The 16,770-nt window shown below is 56.6% G+C and carries 18 protein-coding genes; 3 read left to right on the forward strand and 15 right to left on the reverse strand.

From position 1 onward, the window contains the following. Window positions 1-4 precede the first annotated feature (4 nt). From Q7U49_RS02740 to Q7U49_RS02755, 4 genes are all read right to left on the reverse strand, one after another. On the reverse strand, window positions 5-706 hold the full coding sequence (locus Q7U49_RS02740; RefSeq protein ID WP_304762224.1) for a hypothetical protein: 702 nt from the start codon (window positions 704-706) through the stop codon (window positions 5-7). A gap of 158 nt (window positions 707-864) precedes the next feature. Further along, the gene (locus tag Q7U49_RS02745; protein WP_304762225.1) at window positions 865-3,309 is read right to left on the reverse strand and encodes a helicase HerA domain-containing protein; all 2,445 of its coding nucleotides are present in this window, start codon (window positions 3,307-3,309) and stop codon (window positions 865-867) included. A 3-nt stretch (window positions 3,310-3,312) separates the two neighbouring features. Beyond that, the gene (trbD, locus tag Q7U49_RS02750; protein WP_011801884.1) at window positions 3,313-3,636 is read right to left on the reverse strand and encodes a conjugal transfer protein TrbD; all 324 of its coding nucleotides are present in this window, start codon (window positions 3,634-3,636) and stop codon (window positions 3,313-3,315) included. Window positions 3,637-3,662: 26 nt separating this feature from the next. Continuing rightward, on the reverse strand, window positions 3,663-4,004 hold the full coding sequence (locus Q7U49_RS02755) for a TrbC/VirB2 family protein (RefSeq protein WP_114969351.1): 342 nt from the start codon (window positions 4,002-4,004) through the stop codon (window positions 3,663-3,665). A 414-nt stretch (window positions 4,005-4,418) separates the two neighbouring features. Between Q7U49_RS02755 and Q7U49_RS02760 the strand changes: the two genes are divergently transcribed. Next, window positions 4,419-4,562, forward strand: a complete 144-nt coding sequence (locus Q7U49_RS02760; RefSeq protein WP_304762226.1) for a hypothetical protein — start codon at window positions 4,419-4,421, stop codon at window positions 4,560-4,562. Window positions 4,563-4,576: 14 nt separating this feature from the next. On the opposite strand, the gene trfA is transcribed toward Q7U49_RS02760, so the two are convergent. From trfA to trbB, 3 genes are all read right to left on the reverse strand, one after another. After that, window positions 4,577-5,458: a plasmid replication initiator TrfA gene (trfA, locus tag Q7U49_RS02765; RefSeq protein WP_304762227.1), complete on the reverse strand. Its 882-nt coding sequence runs from the start codon at window positions 5,456-5,458 to the stop codon at window positions 4,577-4,579. Window positions 5,459-5,862: 404 nt separating this feature from the next. Then, window positions 5,863-6,339 (reverse strand): hypothetical protein, encoded by a 477-nt coding sequence (locus Q7U49_RS02770; RefSeq protein ID WP_304762228.1) that lies wholly within the window; start codon window positions 6,337-6,339, stop codon window positions 5,863-5,865. A gap of 12 nt (window positions 6,340-6,351) precedes the next feature. Then, complete coding sequence (trbB, locus tag Q7U49_RS02775; RefSeq protein ID WP_304762229.1) at window positions 6,352-7,317, reverse strand: P-type conjugative transfer ATPase TrbB; 966 nt, start codon at window positions 7,315-7,317, stop codon at window positions 6,352-6,354. A 221-nt stretch (window positions 7,318-7,538) separates the two neighbouring features. Here trbB and Q7U49_RS02780 point away from each other — a divergent pair, with 221 nt between their 5' ends. Next, entirely contained in the window at window positions 7,539-7,895 is a 357-nt protein-coding gene (locus tag Q7U49_RS02780) for a hypothetical protein (RefSeq protein WP_304762230.1), read from the forward strand. Window positions 7,896-7,927: 32 nt separating this feature from the next. Then, window positions 7,928-8,482, forward strand: coding sequence for a hypothetical protein (locus Q7U49_RS02785; RefSeq protein WP_304762231.1), 555 nt, complete (start codon window positions 7,928-7,930; stop codon window positions 8,480-8,482). On the opposite strand, the gene Q7U49_RS02790 is transcribed toward Q7U49_RS02785, so the two are convergent. From Q7U49_RS02790 to Q7U49_RS02830, 8 genes are all read right to left on the reverse strand, one after another. Continuing rightward, on the reverse strand, window positions 8,412-9,125 hold the full coding sequence (locus Q7U49_RS02790) for a lytic transglycosylase domain-containing protein (RefSeq protein ID WP_370653951.1): 714 nt from the start codon (window positions 9,123-9,125) through the stop codon (window positions 8,412-8,414). The two genes, Q7U49_RS02785 and Q7U49_RS02790, sit on opposite strands and share 71 nt — an antisense overlap. After that, the gene (locus Q7U49_RS02795; RefSeq protein WP_304762233.1) at window positions 9,007-9,618 is read right to left on the reverse strand and encodes a hypothetical protein; all 612 of its coding nucleotides are present in this window, start codon (window positions 9,616-9,618) and stop codon (window positions 9,007-9,009) included. The genes Q7U49_RS02790 and Q7U49_RS02795 overlap by 119 nt, the downstream gene beginning before the upstream one ends. After that, window positions 9,615-10,373, reverse strand: a complete 759-nt coding sequence (locus Q7U49_RS02800; RefSeq protein WP_304762234.1) for a hypothetical protein — start codon at window positions 10,371-10,373, stop codon at window positions 9,615-9,617. The genes Q7U49_RS02795 and Q7U49_RS02800 overlap by 4 nt, the downstream gene beginning before the upstream one ends. 36 nt (window positions 10,374-10,409) lie before the next feature. Continuing rightward, complete coding sequence (locus Q7U49_RS02805) at window positions 10,410-11,465, reverse strand: hypothetical protein (protein WP_304762267.1); 1,056 nt, start codon at window positions 11,463-11,465, stop codon at window positions 10,410-10,412. A gap of 622 nt (window positions 11,466-12,087) precedes the next feature. Then, window positions 12,088-14,031: a hypothetical protein gene (locus tag Q7U49_RS02815; RefSeq protein WP_304762235.1), complete on the reverse strand. Its 1,944-nt coding sequence runs from the start codon at window positions 14,029-14,031 to the stop codon at window positions 12,088-12,090. Between the two features lie 32 nt (window positions 14,032-14,063). Continuing rightward, window positions 14,064-14,402 carry a DUF6527 family protein gene (locus Q7U49_RS02820; RefSeq protein ID WP_304762236.1) on the reverse strand — a complete coding sequence of 113 codons (339 nt, stop codon included), beginning with the start codon at window positions 14,400-14,402 and terminating at the stop codon, window positions 14,064-14,066. 4 nt (window positions 14,403-14,406) lie between these two features. Next, window positions 14,407-15,813: a ThiF family adenylyltransferase gene (locus Q7U49_RS02825; protein ID WP_304762237.1), complete on the reverse strand. Its 1,407-nt coding sequence runs from the start codon at window positions 15,811-15,813 to the stop codon at window positions 14,407-14,409. Then, window positions 15,813-16,742: a multiubiquitin domain-containing protein gene (locus tag Q7U49_RS02830; RefSeq protein WP_304762238.1), complete on the reverse strand. Its 930-nt coding sequence runs from the start codon at window positions 16,740-16,742 to the stop codon at window positions 15,813-15,815. Before Q7U49_RS02830 ends, Q7U49_RS02825 begins: the two co-directional genes overlap by 1 nt. Between the last annotated feature and the right edge of the window lie 28 nt (window positions 16,743-16,770).

Consider the following 16,770-nt stretch of genomic DNA (forward strand, 5'->3'; position numbering starts at 1 on the left):
CCGCTCAGTATTGGCCGGAATGGTTACGAAAGAAGTTGCGGTACAAAAGCTCGTCCTGGTACTTTTCGTTTTCCTGTTTGGCGATGGCATTCAGTCGGGCCTGTTCCGCCGCAATGATGGTGCCGTGCAGTGCTTGGGTTTCATTGACCATCATGCCGGCAATTTGATTGCCAGCCTGAATTGCTTGCAACCGGCCCGCGGCAGTCTGGGATGCCAACTGAATTTGCTGCAACGCACTTTGGGTGGTCGAAAAATTGTTGGCATTCAAGCCCAATTGCTGCAACGCCGCGCCAATCTGGTTGCTCAAGCCTTTGTTCCAATTCACCAGATTTTGCTGTTGGTTCGAAAGCAAATTGCCGTTGCCGTAGGTTGTTTGCATGTCGGTGATGGAATTGACAGTTGCATTCACAATGCCTTGCGTGTTTTGAATCGTGCTCACCAAGGAGGTCAAACGCGCCGCAATGCCGCTCCACGCCTGAATTGGAATGCCGAGCGTGTTCTGGTACATGTTCTGGTACATCTGGATTTGCTGCTGCAGCTGTTCCAGATTGCTTGAATAGACATTGACCAGCTCGGCGTTGTTCAGCCACTGGGTGGCTTCCATGGCACCCACAAAGCCGCCACCACCGGCGTGAGCGGATGGTATTGACGCAAAAGCAAAGGCAGCTGCCACTGCGGCGCTGGAAAGCAGCTTCTTGGGCTTCATGGGGATTTCCTTTATTGAACACGGTTGCCCTATACCGGCCAGACGCAAGTTGACGCAAAAAGTGGCCCTCCCACGATCAAACAACCAGTAAAACCGTGGTGACACAGGGGAGGTCTGTGCGAGCGTCGGGCCAGATGCTCTTTGCTGACCTGTCACAGTCAATAGCTATCCCACAAACGAGCGGCGTCGAACTGGCCGCGCTCCCGCAGCCAGGCAGACGGCCAGGTAAGCGCATCGAGCTTTTGCAGATGACGAATCCGCGCCAAATCCTCGCGTCCACTGGCCCCAACAAAGGCCATTTCCGGTGGCGTCAGTCCCAATTCAAAAACGCGGGAGCCGTCCGGGTGCAGGTGGTAATACTGGCGCTTAGGTATGGCATTGCTGACGATCTGGATTTGCCGACGGTTGAGTCCAATCGCTTGATACAGCCCGCACAAGGCCTCGGTTTGCGCTTGCGGGTTGGGCAACAGAATCTTTGACGGACAGGACTCGAAAATCACATCGGCAATGCCACTGCCAGATAAATCGCTCAGGGACTGGGTGGCAAAAATGACCGCCACATTCGATTTACGCAACACCTTTAGCCATTCGCGAATCTTGGCTCTGAAGGCGGGGTGCCCCAGCATGATCCAGGCCTCATCAAGCACCAACAAGGTGGGTTGACCCAGAAAACGCTGTTCAAGCCGGTGAAACAGATAGGCAAGAACGGGCAAAACAATCTTTTCGCCGCGAGCCATCAGGTGTTCAAGCTCGAAGACCTGGAAGATGTCCGCCTGCAGTCCATCGCTTTCGGCGTCCAGCAACCGCCCCGCTGATCCGCGCAGCGAGTAATACTCCAAAGCTTCACGCAGACGGTTGTCCTGCAATGTCAGCAAAAAATTTGACAGCGTGCGTTGCTCCGCGCAGTCTGTGGAGGCCGCCAACTGGTTGACGGCGCGAAAGAGCTCTTTGCGCAGTTCTGGTGACATGGCCACACCTTGCAGTTCTGCCAGGCTTTCAAGCCATTCAGCCGCCCAGGTGCGCTCAACTTCACCGTCAATTTGCCCCAAGGGACAAAACGTGATGCTGTCTGATTCGCCGGCAATTTCGTAATGCTGGCCACCGGCCGCAGCCACCAAGGGGAACATGGAATAGCCCTTGTCAAAGACAAAGGCTTGCGCGCCTGGATACCGAAAATGCTGCGCCACCAGCGTTGCCAACAGCGTGGACTTGCCCGATCCGGTCGGTCCAATAATGGCCGTGTGGCCTAAATCGCCAGCGTGCAAACAAACTCGATATGGCGTTGCACCATCAGTTTTTGCCTGCAACAGCGGCGCCGAATGTTCAGGATAGAACGGACACGGGTGAGCATCCGGACCGGCCCAAATGGCCGTGAGGGGCAGTAAGTGCGCCAGGTTCAAGGTGTTGACCAGCGGGCGACGCACATTGGCATACAGATTGCCAGGCATGCTGCCCAGATAAGCTTCCACCGCATTGACCGACTCGACGCGCGCTGAGAACCCCGCATTGGCGATCATCTTGGTCACGTACTGCGCCGCATCACGCAATTGCTGCAGGTTGGCACTGGAGAGCAGGATAACGCTGGTGTAGAAGCCAAATCGCACTAAACCACTGCTCGCCTCAGCCATCGCCGCTACAGCGTCGGCAGCCATGTCGTCCGCATCCGCATTCACGTGGGTGACGCCGCCACCCTGGCTTGAGCGCATCAAGTTCATCAGTGACAGCCGCTTTTGCGCCCACTTTGAACGGTAGTTGCCAAGGGCCTTGTCCGCTTCACGCACCGGCATGAAAATGAAACGATTTGACCAGCGGTATTCCACCGGCAAGCGTGACAAGAAGTCCAGAATGCCGGGGAAACTGGCGCCAGGAAAGCCCGTCACGGCGATGCAAATAGCTGTTTTGTCGTCAATCCGGGGCTCGAATCCCGTCACAAAGTCGTGTTGGCCTAGTACCGCGTCAAGGTACATTGGCACCGTGCCCATGACAAAACTGGCGCGTGGTGCCAGAGCGACACAAGAAGCCAAATGCGCCAGAAGCTGACTCTCAACCGATCCGGTTTCAGTGTCGACAGTGTCCACCAGGCGACGGATTTTGAGCGTTCCTGCCAGCCGCGATTCAATTTCAGCCAGAACAGTTTTGAAGCGAGTCAAACTGCGCTCTGCCACTCCAGTCTTTTGAGCCCCGTCCACAAACAGCATCTCGGCTTTTGCCGCAGCATCACGGTCCGGATGCCAGCACAAGACCAGCGTGTAGTCACTTTGAAAGCCAGCCCAATCGCCTTCATGGGCGAGACGGCGGCAATCGTCCAGCAGTCGGGTGGTACGGTCCGGAAAAGCGCCGTCCAAAGGGTAACCAGGGGATTGACGGCGCACGGCATCCACATTCAGGCTCCAGCCATCATCAAGAGCCAGGGCCGCATTGATCCGAGCCGACACGGCCGCCAGTTCCTCTTTGGTGGCACTGTCCAGATCCGGGCCGCGAAATTCAAAACCCGCCAGCAGGCCACCAGATTTTGTGAGTACCACGCCGTTGTCGATCAGCGCCGCCCAGGGCAACAGATCCGGCAGGCCTTGGGCCTGGCTGCGAAATTCTTTCAAGAGCATTTTTCAGCCTCCGAATTTGCGCGGCGACGCAAACGGTGTTGCGGCACTCTTGTACAGCTTGCGGTATTGCAAACTGCGAGCAAAGGTCTTGGAGAGTTGGGGGTCAAAGTTGGCCGCGCGAGTCAGCACCCATGCGCCGACGGCCCACAAAATCAGACCAAAAATGGCGGCCCAGAGTTGAAACAAGGAAACAATGAACACACCGGCCACGATGCCCAGTGCCAGGATCAGCTCTCGCTCAGCGCCCAGCAGCAGCATGGGCCTGAGCATGGATTGATGCAGCGGTACTGAAAAGTCAGCTCCGCTATCTTTGCTTTGATCAGCCATGATTTGCGATTAGAAACGACGGACCATCAGATCAAGGCGCCGCTGTTGACCAGACCGATCATGCTCAGGAAGTTGGCGCCAAAAACGATCAGTGCCACGCCGAGCACCACGTACAGCAATTTCTTTGCAATCCCACCCAAGTCGTCACCACCAAAAATCAGCGCCGCACCTGCAGCCAGGAAGGCCACGGTCGAAATGCCGGTGGCCACTGGCCCGGTCAGGTTGTTGACCACCGTGGTGATCGGGCCGTCCCAGGGCAGGGCTGGGCCAGCGTGGGCCACCTGGGATACCAGTGCGGCCATGCCCGAGATGACTGGTGTGACCAGCTTTTTGAGTGATTTGGTAGGCTTGGTTGTTTGGAAATGCACGATCTACTCCAGTTGGAAAAAAGACACCGGCCTGTTTGGCTGGTGCTTGATACCGCTGGACTGCAAATGAACAAATCGACGCGTAGCGCCCCCGTGCAATACAGCTCAACTACTCGGGTCTGACGGAGTGATAGAGCAGCAGCCGGACGGCAAAAGTTATCCACAAAACCACGGCATAGCACATACCGGCGAACACGGCATAGCAGATACCAGCACGGCATAGCGCATACCAAACCACGGCATAGCAGGTACCGGAGCACGGCATAGCACATACCGCGACAAAGTGAAAATTGTCAAAATCTCAAGGCAAATCAATGGCTTGGGGGTGGTGCAAAAAGCAGCTAATCTGTCTTTAATCTATCTCTAATCTGCGGCGTTCAAAACTGCCCCTGCATCGGGCTGACCCGGAGCGCCGTGGCACGCACACCCATCGGCTCGCCGGACACCATGATTGCCGCTCACGCCCTGAGCCAACAGGCCCTGCTGGTCACCGACAACACCCGCGAGTTTGCCAAGTTGCCTGGCTTGCAGCCAGGCAACTGGGTCACAGTTACTTGATTTGACGCTCGGGCTCAGGGCAGTCCGCGAAATCGACCACGCTTCAGCAGGTGCCTTGATTGACTTGCAGTTGGCAGTTTTGACAGGTGCACCAAGTCTGAAGCATCGATTTTCCAGGTCCAGTGGGTGACTTCTTCCAGTCTTTCCAGGGCTGACTTCAGGTCCTGCTTGAACCCTTTGATGGCTGAATTTTGACTGCCGCACAGCCGATGAAGGGTGTCAACTTTGACAGGGAAGGGCTTGGCATGAGAGCTGTAATACCCGTGCAGCCATTGGGCAAGGGGTCGCTTTTTGAGTGCCATGCGCTGGCCAAATTCCACACTTGACCAGCCGTCCAGGCCATAGAGCTCGATGAGCTTCGGATTCATTTCAATCACGTAACGGCCACTCTGATCGTCCCTGCCACCATGGCTCAGGATGGCCCCAAAATAGGCCCGGTGGCCATCCTTGATTTCTACCACGCTGGCCGCCAAGCGCGCAAATGCGCCTTTCAGCCACTCATGCTGGCTTTTGCCGTTGCCACGTCCAATGCACTTCAAGAATTGTGAAGCAGTGAACTGAATCCTGCACCCCAGCCCGCCAGTTCTGGCCAGTTGCAGGGCTTGTTCCCAGACGTCCAAATCAGGCTGATCCAGTTGCGGACCGGTGTGAATGATTTTGATACCTTCGACGCTGGCCTTCTGCACGCGCTGCTGGAAAGACCTTGGGCCACGTCGCACCACGCCAAAAAGTGCCGATCTCAGGACGCTGTTGGGAACTCCCCGGCAAACCTCTGCCCACAGTGGCAACTGCACCTCCAAAGACTTTTCTGCAACGACGGTTTGCAGTGCCGCAGCTTGTTGCACCCGTGCCTTGGCCAGTGCCAGGTTTTCTTCAAAAGTTCGTTTTTGCCGCATCAACCCGACGCGCCAGTCTGATTCTTGCGAGGCCGACCACGGCCACGTACCGGCTTGGTCAGTACGACCGTGGTCGAGGTTGCCTGTGCCAGTCCGGGCACTGCGATGCGGCCGGTGGTCGTGGGTGGCAAACCCAAGATAAACGCCTGAATGTCCGATGACCGCCACCGAACCGATGTGCCAATTTTTACAGGGGGAGGGAAGCCGACTGGCGGTGTTTTTCGCCCGTATTGCCAATTCCAAATAGATGCTTCACTGATCTTGAGTATTGCCGCAACATCAGCAGCAGCCAGGAGTTCCAAACTTTGCATTCTGATCAACTTTTGAAAGTTGATCCCAGCGAGATTCTTGGAGGTTTTGCGCGCCCACGCAGTCGGCGGACGGGATCGATAACCCGCCGACGCTCACGCGCAGGCGGTTGGCGGGCACGGAGAAAGCTTGGGCGTGAGCGTGTCGGTCACCGTGCACAGGACCGATTTGACGATTGAACGCACGTGCAGTTCTGCTGCAACGATTGCTTTTATGGCCGACCAAAGAACCGATGATTGCGCCACAACCCTTGCGATTGCAGCGCGCCGCAGTATCCTGACAATATTTTGTTGATGTTCATCCCTGACCCTGTTTTTTTGTTTGATTACGTACTCTATTTGAGCCGCCTTACCGTTTCCTGATTGTGTTGCGAGGTGTGCCAATTTGACAAATATCATGCCAAGCACAAGACATGCAGCTTGACCATAAAAATTGCCGGAAACAATTTCGAATTGCATGGCGCAGACAAGCAGCAACTCAAGGGCCAACATTAACTTGCCATATGTTTTTTGAATAAAAATGGTGTTGATGAGCTTGTCATGACGGTGATTGAATATCGCAAGGTCACGCATGATTTTTCTGACTCATCCAAGTCGTCTCAGCTCGAAACCAATGGCGCTCGACCAATTGGTAACTTCGGCGACTTCATCGATCATCCGACCAGTTGAATTTCTTTTGATTGAAATCACCAGGTTGACCGCTTCGCTAATCAACTTTGGCGCTGCGGGTACGCCAGCCTCTTGAATGAGTTGGCCGACTCTTACCAAAGCCGCACCAGTGGAATTGGCATGCACAGTGCCAATGCCGCCAGGGTGTCCTGTATTCCAGGCCTTGAGCAGCGCCAGAGCCGACTTGTCCCTGACTTCACCCACAACAATCCGGTCTGGCCGTAAGCGAAGCGTGGCTCGCAATAAACTGACTTGGTCAATATTGGCAGACGTTCTTAAAAATACCGTGTTTTTGACGCTGCATTGCAGCTCCAGTACGTCTTCGATGATCACGATCCGGTGATCCGGGGTAATGTTGGAAATCTCATTCAAAACGGCGTTCGCCAAAGTCGTTTTGCCAGAGCCAGTGCCCCCGGCAATCAGGATATTTTTTCTGTCTGCAACCGCCGTTTTGATCAATGTGGCTTGCAGCTCAGTCATCACTCCCGTGCGAACATAGTCAGCCAGGCTGAAAATCAGTGTTGCCTTTTTTCTGATGGCAAAAGTTGGCGCTGGCACAACCGGTGGAATCAAGGCTTCAAACCGCGAACCATCCAAGGGCAACTCGCATTCCAGAATCGGGTTGTCCGCGTTGACCGTGGTACCCAGCATGGCCGCCACCGTGGCAACAATGGACATGGCTCGTACACGGTCAATCTTGCCAATGCATTGCATCCCACCTACATGGGAATCGGTCCAGAGGTCGCCAGACGGATTAAGCATGATCTCCACCACCTGGTCATCAGCCAGGGCGGCCAGGATGTCAGTCCCGAGGGCGCGCCGCAGCGCATCATCCGACCTGCGGTGGAACTCATGGCTGGACGTGTTTTGGTGTGGGCTCATGCGGGCATACCGCACATCCGCAATCAGTCGGCGCAACCACTTTTTGAGGTAAGTCAACCCGTAAAGACGACTGAATTTGAGGGGTATTGCGGTTGAATACTGGCTGTCGGCTGTCTGAATATTGGCCAGACACTGGCCTTATTTCGAGGTATTTATTCTGCTTGTGAAATTGTGGCCACTCGGTACATTTACCGACATCAACACATTCGCAGGGGATCAAAATGAAGGTATCGGAAGTTGCCAACCACATCGTTCAAACGGCCAATTCGGATGAACTCAAAAGTCTTCAAACCTTGAAGACGGTTTGCAACAGTGACTCTGCGTTTGTGGCGGCAGTCAAGAAATACCAAGCGTATCAAAAATTGCTACAGAAGGCATTCTTGCTGAGCCGAACCTGGCAGAAATTAGGTCAAGCCCGTACATGGAAAATTACCATCAAAGCGCTGCAGGCCGCACTCAAGGCGATGGTGGCCGGGTTCAAACGCTTGACAGAATTTGCCGAGTTGCCAGATTCATTGAAAAGGCAGATTGAGAAACTAATCAAGACGAATAGCTTGCAAATATCGCCTGCTTGGTGAATAGCTTAATAAATCCGCAAAGGTGGTTCTTGATGGATACAAAACACTTCAGATCCTTGTCGAAAAAATGGGCTTTCAAACTGCGTGAAGATGCACGGGATATTGAGCAGGAAATTATTGTTTTTTATCTCACTCGGCAATCAGAAAACAAGAACCTGGATATCTTTCGACCCGGCCATGAAGGCGCACTGTTTGAGCTACTGAAGCACAAAATCAGGGGCAACAACCTGGAAAGCTTGGGTGGCAGTGGCAGACGATTGGGTGGCGTGGGTGACGAAGACGATGCTGGCGAGATCGACATTCACGACGAGTTTGAGTCGCCAAATGAAAAGGCCGATCAGCTCGACAAGCGGCTGCAATTTGAGCAGGTGTTCTGCCAGGAACTGGACCAAATTGATGAACTGAACAATTTGGCCGGTAGCGACTTGGGCGATGCCTTTGGCTTCACGGGTGCAAATGGCCGGGCCGTTTTGTCCCAACTCAAAAAGCAAATTGTCGCCAGCGCACAAAAGCGGTTCAACGCCAATTTGCGGGCTGTAAAGCCGTCCTCACGGGCGAAAGCCCGGCAGCAAACGGCGACGGCGTAACCGTCAGTCGCACGGCCGCCATGGCGGCAGGGTTGGCTGCAAAAGAAGATGTTTCAGGAAGTTTTGCCAGATGTCCACCGGGTATCGCTGGCACCTTCACTCCGGCTTGTCCAAACACCTTTTGGGCGTAGGTAGCCCCGATTTTTGAATCCGACCGGCCGGTGTTGTACATGCTCAGGGCGCCGCCGAGCGAGCCGGCTCTTCCATAGCTCGCAGCCAGAATGTTTGCCCCGGCAGCAATGTTGGTGCAGGGGTCGAACACCTGTTCCACAGTCAGCCCCAGCGCGGGCAAATTTTTGCTATTGATTTGCGCCAACCCCATATCAACACTTTCGCCACGGCCGACAGCCGCCACCGCAGCGGCCACGGCCACAGCTTTGGACTCAAAGGCCATTGATTTTCTTGTCGTGTTGTTGTTGACCAGCCAGGACTGGCCGCCGGATTCCTGCTTCACAACAGCGGCCATGGTGACCGTATCGACGGCGGGTGCACACATCATCAAGAGCTCAAGCACGGCGCCCCCGTCACCCAAATTTGGAGCCGATGATGAAAGCCGCCACGGTTGAAAACGCACCCAACCCGACAGCGGCCAACACGTAAAGCGACATGAATGCCTCGCGGGCTGCAGCCAGGAGCTTGGCATCATCCAGGTCAACTTTGACCCGCCCAGGCGCAGCCTCCAAAGCATCCACTACCGCCTCAGCAACTGCAGGTTTCAGCGTCTCACCGACACGGCGCGGGAATTTTTGCAGTTCCCCACGCATGGCAGTCATCATGACCACAATCGACTCAAGGCTGTCATCATCGTGACCAGGTCCTTTCGCCTGCCCCGGCGCACCTTTGACCAATGCGCCAGACAGCGCTTCAAATTCGATGCGCATGGCTGCAGCAGGCACCTGGCGCAACAATACTGGCAAGAGCCAGATCCAGTTGGGATCACTCTCACCCATGCCGGCACGCACCGCCACGTCAACAATGTGTTGCACATCAGATGGCAGGCCAGAGGGCGCGAGCCGGGCCGCCAGTTCATCAATCAAGGTGCCAGCGCGGCGTGCAAGCGCCGCGGCGGGCAAAGGCGAGATGACCCCGGAAATGGAGTTGCCGATGCGCCGATCTTCATCATCAGCACCACTCATCTGGAAGACTCAAGGGCAGCCAGTTTGCGTCCGGCAATGCCACGGTAGGTTTGGGCGACCGTGCGCGTGCCGATGGCCACACCGGATCCCGGAAAATTGCCCTTGTCGATCACCGTGTGCAGGGGCATCGAACCGATTAACTCGGCCGCGCGCGGCATCATGGCAGGCAATTCCAGCTCCGACCATGCATAGTCCTCGCCACTTAAGAGGGTCTTCCGGATGCTTGATTTGTCCCAGAATTCAAAAGACTTGCCGGGCCCGTGCTTCAGATTGATCAGCACCACCCCGTTTTGGTAAAACATGGGGCTTTTGCCAACGCGGGCCTCCAGTTGATTCGTGCTCGATGCATCAATGCCCATCACCCAGATCGGTGTCGGATTCATCAATGCCATCAGGCTTAACACTGACTCCGTGATGTAAAGACCGGCCGCAGACGGCAAGGAAAAAACAAGGCGGATTTTGTCCGTTTCATTGATCTGGGTTTCAGCCAATTCGTTGATCAGATTCAGCCAGTCGTCTTCTGATTTGATTGGGCGTTGCAGGCCTATGACATGGATGTTGTTGACAGCCTCATTTTTGTAGCCGTTGTCACACACCACATCCGGGTTCATGGGATCCGCGTCAATGACAATCAATTTGTCAATCTTTGGCATTCCCGACACTTCATGGTTGATGAAGCTGTCTACCAGGCACCGGGAGACGAAGCTTTTGCCCACGCCGCCTTTGTCGCCGTCCACAAAATACGATTTGATCATGACCATCCTTTGAGTTGTTTAAATTCGTGCAAGAAGCTATTGGCTTGATTTCCACTTGGCGATGGCTTCGTCATACTGGAGTAGCGCGCGTTCGTACATGCCTCGTATCCTGTTTTCTGCGGCAATGATTTCGAACATGCCGTCGGGGATTTTTGCGTTGTCAGGGATAGTCTTGGAGACGGTCAAATAGTCATCAATATTCATCCTGGTGACGTCCAGCAATTCGCCTTTCACTTCGATGAATTTGAGCCTGGTGATTTCGTCTGGAAATACAGTTTGACTTGCCCCAATTGGTTGGGCTGCGCCATGTTTTCCACCTGACCGCGCCGTATCTGTGGTCACCGGCTTTGCCTGTTCATCAGGGTTGCGAGTCAGTTCGGTTGCCATGGGCGCGGAGTCCGTCTCGGCAGCAAGAGCAGAGTAGGGCGTATCACCTTGAGCTTTGGCAGGCGTAAGCGGTTGAATTTGAAGACATGACGCTGATGGGGCCGGAGCCGCTGCACCGGGGAACCTGGGTTTTTTGCCTCTTTTTAATGGCTTCAGCCCGCGCTCTTCCCGAACTATGCCAAGGTGGCGAACAAGGTGCCCCTTGGTGATCTTTATGTCATGTTTTTGAAGCGCAGATGCGATTCTCTCCAGCGACATGCCCTGACCCAAAAAATCTTCAATGACCTCGAAGGCCGACCGCACGATCAGAGCGGGGTCGTCCTTTTGGGCAAGTTCAATTTCTTCACGAAGAATTGAATCGATTTCTGAGCTGATGCTTTGCATAATCCCCATACCGACAGGGTGCAAGTTGTGGTGCGACAGGCGGCACGACAGCAGGCACAACCTGCATGACAGGCACGCTGACAGGCGAATCAATTCACCAGCAACGTGGGGGGTAGCCGCAACTGAAGTGTGCAGGGTAAGGGCCTTGTGCCCACGTTTTTTTGCTGCACAAAAACTTGGCAGCGGCCCCCTGCTCAGGGCGTTGCCCCGAGACCCGCACTCAAACACCACGCGTCGCGCTTCGCTTGACTTGAAGTTGGGCATCACGACGGTCACTGAGGCTGGAGCGAGACTTCTCCTAGCCTGCAGGATCGCAGGCATTGACGCGCGCACCTTGCAATGCTGGCAAGCCCATGAGGGATTGGTCAAGGGCGATGGTGGACCACAAGCGGTGCGTCCCACACCCTGCCATGCATTGAGATTAGACGATCGCGCCATCTTGCTTAGCGTGACCAATGAGTCGCGCTTCTGCGTAGTACCACCTGCCCGTATCGTTCCCATGTCGGCTTACGAAGGCGTGCATCTGGCCAGCGAGTCCAGCTTAACTGGGTACTACGGGCACAAGGACAAACCACTCACCGAGGACGCGCCAAAGCGCCCAAAACAGTGCGACCGCCCACGACACACTTTGCCAGCGCAGCACGCCAGGTCTGGTGTTGGAATTTGACCTATTTGCCTGCGACTGTGATGGGTCGTTGGTTTCATTTGTACCTGATTCTGGAGTTGTCCAGCCGCAAGATCGTGGGCTGTGAAGTGCATGACGGTGATCGCTCGGATCATGCGGTTCACCTGGTACGGCGAGCGGTGGCAGCAGGATGCTTTAGTCAGCCCGATGCTTGGTTGTGTGCACTTGGCTTGAGGGACTGAGTCCCATGTTGCACTGCCTTGCCCGCCATCTTTGGCGCTCGCGGGGGGATGACTTGAGCTTCTGCCCGAGTTGTAGCTAGTGCGTTTCCTGCATACGCCCATAGCCGGTGGCGATGCGAGAAGCAAGTTCGGGAAACAGCAAGCTCAGCACTGCGTCATACCGCGCGGGTCGGAGACATGCTTCATCGCCTGACGCTACTTTGTCGATGATGGATTGGCGCCATGCTGCATAGAGATCGGCCTGCTTCTGCGTGAACTGCGCCTCAAGGCCGTAGGCCTTGACTGCCATAGGGTAGAGCGTATTCCACTGCTGGGTATCGGTGCCGCTTTGCATGACGGCGTTGAGAACCTGAAACCCGGTGTCGACTGCGTAGCCGACGCCGCGGTTCTGCTGAATGGACAGGATGCGTGGAATGACGCCAGCATCTTCTACCATGACCACATCGGCAGCGCCTGGCATGCCATGTGCCGCGAGGGCCTCAGCGGCTTCCATGAGTTGCACCCACTGTTCGCTGTCTGGCCCGAGGAGCGAGGGCTTTGGCTCGTTGCCTCGATGTGTCCGTCGTGCTTTCTTAATGCGGGCGTTGGCGTCGTAGAACCGCATTGCCGCCGAGAGGTAGGTGACGGCCCACTCTGAGGCCGGTGTGGCGAGGAGGCGAGGGCGTCTCAATTCAAGCAGCCGCTCTTGATAGCGAACGGTGATCGGGTGTCGGTCCATTTCTGCTTCGAGCATCTTCCGCTTGATGCGCCAGACGGGATGGTGAACCCAGCGTTTGCCTATCGTCTGGTCGACGATCAGGGTGCGCAGCCCGTCCAAGGTCACTCGCCCCCCGAATGAGCCGATGTTGATCTCCAGTGTTGGCAGATCGAGTTCGCGGATGCGGCGTAGTTTTTCTTCGTCGATTCCATGGGTCACCGTGACTTCGGCCAATAAGGTCAGCGGCCAAGCTTGGCTGTAGGTGTCTTCGACATCCTCCTCGAAGTCTCCGCTGACCATCGTCATGGTGCCGCCGTGGGTATGAATCTGGCGTCCTCCGAGCGTAGCGATCACGTCAGGCACGATGCTGCCCAGGCGCCGCTCCAGTCGTACCTCATCCAACACCAGGTTGCGAGAGGCCGTCATCCAAAGTTTACGAATTCTGTCCTCTTCCCAGTCGCCACCGAACTCCTCGGGCGGATCGCGGGTGACCTCGACTTCGAGGCCGGGCGTCGCAATCGACGAGGCTTGCTCAAGGATAGCCTTGACTTCGCGGTGAAGCAGCGTTTCGCGGCGCCAGCGTTGTATGGTTGCGGCGTCCGTGTCGAGCGGCAGGTGCGAGCGAAAGTCCGATTCGTCGGTCTCCTGCCAGCCGTCCAGAGCATCTCGTGCGGCCTGCGTGGCCGCTGCATTGGCCTCTGTGGTTAGCTCTTGATCATTCCAATGGGCGCACCACCGGATGTCCGGAAGGATGCGCAGCCGGGCGCGAATCTCCTCGGGTCCGAGCATCGCGATAGTTGGATCGGAAAGCGACAGCGTGACGATGGCGCGTCCGCTGCCGTCGCTGTCGGTTTCGCGAAGACCTGTCAGGTCGACCAGCAACTCTCGTCCATCGTCGAGCGTCAGCAGGGCCGTCGCGTAGTCATGCAATGCCGCGCTGACAATGGAAACGCGTGCGGCCGGGGCTTCAACCCAGACCTCATAGCCCTGGCCGCTGAAGCCCTTGGCAGTCGCCGACATTCTCCGCCGTGGAAGATCGATAAAGCCTGTCTCCAGCAGGTGTCGCGTGGCGGCAAGGCGTGCTGCAACCACAGAACAGTCATCCTTCTGCGCGCCTGCTGGATGACGGAAATGCGCCGTGGGGCGTGTTCGAAGCGGCTGGCCTGCCATCACGGGGATCAGCGAAAGTTTGCACGCGGGGCAGGTGCATACGCACCCACCTTGCGCGACTTCGGGATCGTGGATGTAACGCGGCTCGCCGGTTTGCGCGTCGTGCGCCCACTTTAACGGCACCGTAGTGGCGTCGACGGCTGGGTTCCGCATGGTCTCCGATCTGGTTTTAACCTTCCAAGTACTCAAGCCTTGCACCATTCGATCAGTCCCTTCCGGATCCAAAAATGACATCTGCACATTTTCTGCTGATGGATCGAGGGGGAAACCGTTGGGCGCCTCCAAAAATCATGCTCAACCTCCCAACGTGGACGACGTTCGGGATTTAGCGAAAGCGATATCTGAACACCGCATCCGCCTGGGCAACTCAAGCACGCCCATTTTTTTACCCCACCGGCCACCACTAACCAAAGTTCGCCGGCAGGTATCTCGATCTTGCCCGGATGCCGATCGACTCGTTTCACGAGAAAGTTGAAGTCCAGAAGCCCGAGGCGGCGCAGCATCAACGCAAAGAAGCGGTTCATACAGTTACCCGATCACGCCAAGAAAGGGGTTCACGTCACCGCGGCCCCAGGTGGCCTCGGTTCCGCAAACAGGGCATGTCGGAATCGGTCGACACGTCATTGAACGATCCTCCACACGGTCGAATCGGCGAATGCGGTTGTGCGTCATTCCACCTTGGCCGCGGAAACCTGTCAAACCCTGGATCAACTCATCCACTGCGGCGCAAGCAATACTGGTAGTGAACGTGACCACTGCTGGGGCTGGGTCGCCACCTCCCTCCACATACGCCTCGGCCTTGCGGCGTTCAAACTCTGCCGGATCATTGCGCTGCAATCCTTCAGCTGCAGCACGCTGGGCGTTGACGACGCCAAGGCAAATCAGGCAAGGGTTACCCGGCCTGATTGTCGTGACGCGGCCAGTCATATCGTAGTCCACACCGCTTTTGGCCGACCGCATGCGCAACCCTACGTCGATCAACGGAATGCCGTAGTAGTGGGCAAGTCGGTTCAAGGTGAGCCGACCCTGGTTGTCATCGGTACAGCCGAAAAGCACATCGCAAGACCGCAGAACGTCACGTAGCGATGGGTCGCCCACCCATGCACGCCGAGTAACAACCTGGGTGCCCAAGCCGCAAGCCTCGATTTCACGTGCGAGGATGTCTATCTTGGCCAGCTTCGCGGGTACATCGGCGGCGCGCGATCCGTGGACACGGTTGAGATTGGTCGTGTCGATCGTGTCGTTGTCCATCAATGCGAGATGCCCGACACCCAGCCGAGTCAGCAGCGAAACGACGGCACTGCCCGTTCCGCCGCAACCGATCACCCCTACCCGCAGTGCCTGCACGATGGGATTGAAGCCCTTGCCGAACAGTGCTGCCTGCCGAGCTAGAAACTCCGTATCTTCGCGTTCAGCGTCCGCGCGCCAGATCTTGATCTTGCTTCCGACAATGGATATGGACGACGCCTTCGTGGATGCCTTGGCTGATTTCCACAGGCGCCCCACGATGGCATCGTGCTGACCGAAGACCATACTGGCAAGTCCCTGTGCACCCTTGTTGAAGGTGGTGCGCGCCAGCTCAGCTTCGTTGCGATCGTCCTGGTCGGAGAAAAACGCACCCGCGCCTGGATGCGTGTGAACCAGTGCGGGGACGAGGTTACGGTGCTGTGCCAGGCCCAGCAGCCGCATGAATCCCTGCGTTGACCACGTCACGTGCACCGAGGAGGACGAGACCATCTCGTCGGATGTGATGGGCACCACCTCGTGCGAGATCAGGCGGATGCGCGGCTGCTTGGACCAAGGATCGGCCGCAATTTCGGCTTTGCCAAACAGCACATAGGCAGCTGCCTCCGAACCGTTCTCTCGATGAAGCAGCGCGCGCAGCGCCGCTTCATGGGATTCCAGCAAAATGATGTCCAACGCTACGGCCGACATCATTTGGCCTCCGCCAGCGCGTGCTCGATGCGCTTGATCATCGTGTGCAGGCCATCGACACCCGGCCGCCAGCTGTTGTTGTGGCGAGACCAGCGTTGCCAGTTGTGGCCCATGAAAGCGTGCGGCTGATCCGCGCATGTCGGGTAGCGACCTGCGGACACCAATGTCAACCAGAGGTTGCAGAAGAACATGTCCGGTGCCACGTCGGGATAGCCGGGCGGCAGAATCACCAGCACGTCGGCAGCCGGGTGATTGAACTTGCCTTGAGGCAGTTGCATCTGCTTCAGCACAACACCCGTGTGCGGGCCGTCACTGACGACAGCCACGGTGAAGCCGTGGCTGTCGAGATAGCGCTGATCGGCTTCCGGCAGGGCCGCCAGTCCTTCCGTCGTGTCGCGGATGAGCGTGATGAAGCGTTCAATGCCCGGCTTGCTGAGGTCGATCAAGTCGGTATCGCGGATGAGCACATCCTGGCCGCCGCCACGCACTTCGAGATAGACGTCATAGGTGTCGGTAGGGACGCCAGCCAACGCCTTCAAGATCTTGCCACTGATGGACGGCTTACCCCATTCCATTTGGCGATCGTCGATCGTGAACTTGAAGGCGCGGTCGGTCTGAAAAATGACGAAGCGCTCTGCACCGCGTCCACGCAGATCGTAAGTCTCGTCGAGACGCAGGTCCTCGAACTCGCCAGACGGCAGGATTGCGTAGATGCTGTAGTCCGCCACAGGACGGACTTCGGCGGCTTGAAGGATCTGGCGGCCGGTAGGGACCGGATCGCGCAGATCCAGATGGCGCTCGTTGAGCTGTTCATCGGCCACCACGATGCGATAGAGGTGTGCCAGACGAAGACTGCGGCCTTCGCGGATGGCGGCACCAACATCTTCGAGAGGGATATGGCTGTCATCGCCAGGATTTTTCGTTTGCATTTGATTGACTTTCTGTCGGCCATCTGCG

This window comes from Rhodoferax sp., assembly GCF_030653815.1.
Taxonomy (GTDB): domain Bacteria; phylum Pseudomonadota; class Gammaproteobacteria; order Burkholderiales; family Burkholderiaceae_C; genus Rhodoferax.

Coding starts and splice junctions, on each gene's coding strand:
- Q7U49_RS02785 (WP_304762231.1), top strand. CDS start 7,928: ATGGATACAAAACACTTCAGATCCTTGTCGAAAAAATGGGCTTTCAAA.
- Q7U49_RS02770 (WP_304762228.1), bottom strand. CDS start 6,339: ATGCGTGACCTTGCGATATTCAATCACCGTCATGACAAGCTCATCAAC.
- trfA (WP_304762227.1), bottom strand. CDS start 5,458: ATGCGGCAAAAACGAACTTTTGAAGAAAACCTGGCACTGGCCAAGGCA.
- Q7U49_RS02740 (WP_304762224.1), bottom strand. CDS start 706: ATGAAGCCCAAGAAGCTGCTTTCCAGCGCCGCAGTGGCAGCTGCCTTT.
- Q7U49_RS02820 (WP_304762236.1), bottom strand. CDS start 14,402: ATGAACCGCTTCTTTGCGTTGATGCTGCGCCGCCTCGGGCTTCTGGAC.
- Q7U49_RS02805 (WP_304762267.1), bottom strand. CDS start 11,465: ATGCCTGCGATCCTGCAGGCTAGGAGAAGTCTCGCTCCAGCCTCAGTG.
- Q7U49_RS02790 (WP_370653951.1), bottom strand. CDS start 9,125: ATGCCAAGCTCCTGGCTGCAGCCCGCGAGGCATTCATGTCGCTTTACG.
- Q7U49_RS02800 (WP_304762234.1), bottom strand. CDS start 10,373: ATGATCAAATCGTATTTTGTGGACGGCGACAAAGGCGGCGTGGGCAAA.
- trbD (WP_011801884.1), bottom strand. CDS start 3,636: ATGGCTGATCAAAGCAAAGATAGCGGAGCTGACTTTTCAGTACCGCTG.
- trbB (WP_304762229.1), bottom strand. CDS start 7,317: ATGAGCCCACACCAAAACACGTCCAGCCATGAGTTCCACCGCAGGTCG.
- Q7U49_RS02795 (WP_304762233.1), bottom strand. CDS start 9,618: ATGAGTGGTGCTGATGATGAAGATCGGCGCATCGGCAACTCCATTTCC.
- Q7U49_RS02825 (WP_304762237.1), bottom strand. CDS start 15,813: ATGTCGGCCGTAGCGTTGGACATCATTTTGCTGGAATCCCATGAAGCG.
- Q7U49_RS02830 (WP_304762238.1), bottom strand. CDS start 16,742: ATGCAAACGAAAAATCCTGGCGATGACAGCCATATCCCTCTCGAAGAT.
- Q7U49_RS02815 (WP_304762235.1), bottom strand. CDS start 14,031: ATGCGGAACCCAGCCGTCGACGCCACTACGGTGCCGTTAAAGTGGGCG.
- Q7U49_RS02745 (WP_304762225.1), bottom strand. CDS start 3,309: ATGCTCTTGAAAGAATTTCGCAGCCAGGCCCAAGGCCTGCCGGATCTG.
- Q7U49_RS02780 (WP_304762230.1), top strand. CDS start 7,539: ATGAAGGTATCGGAAGTTGCCAACCACATCGTTCAAACGGCCAATTCG.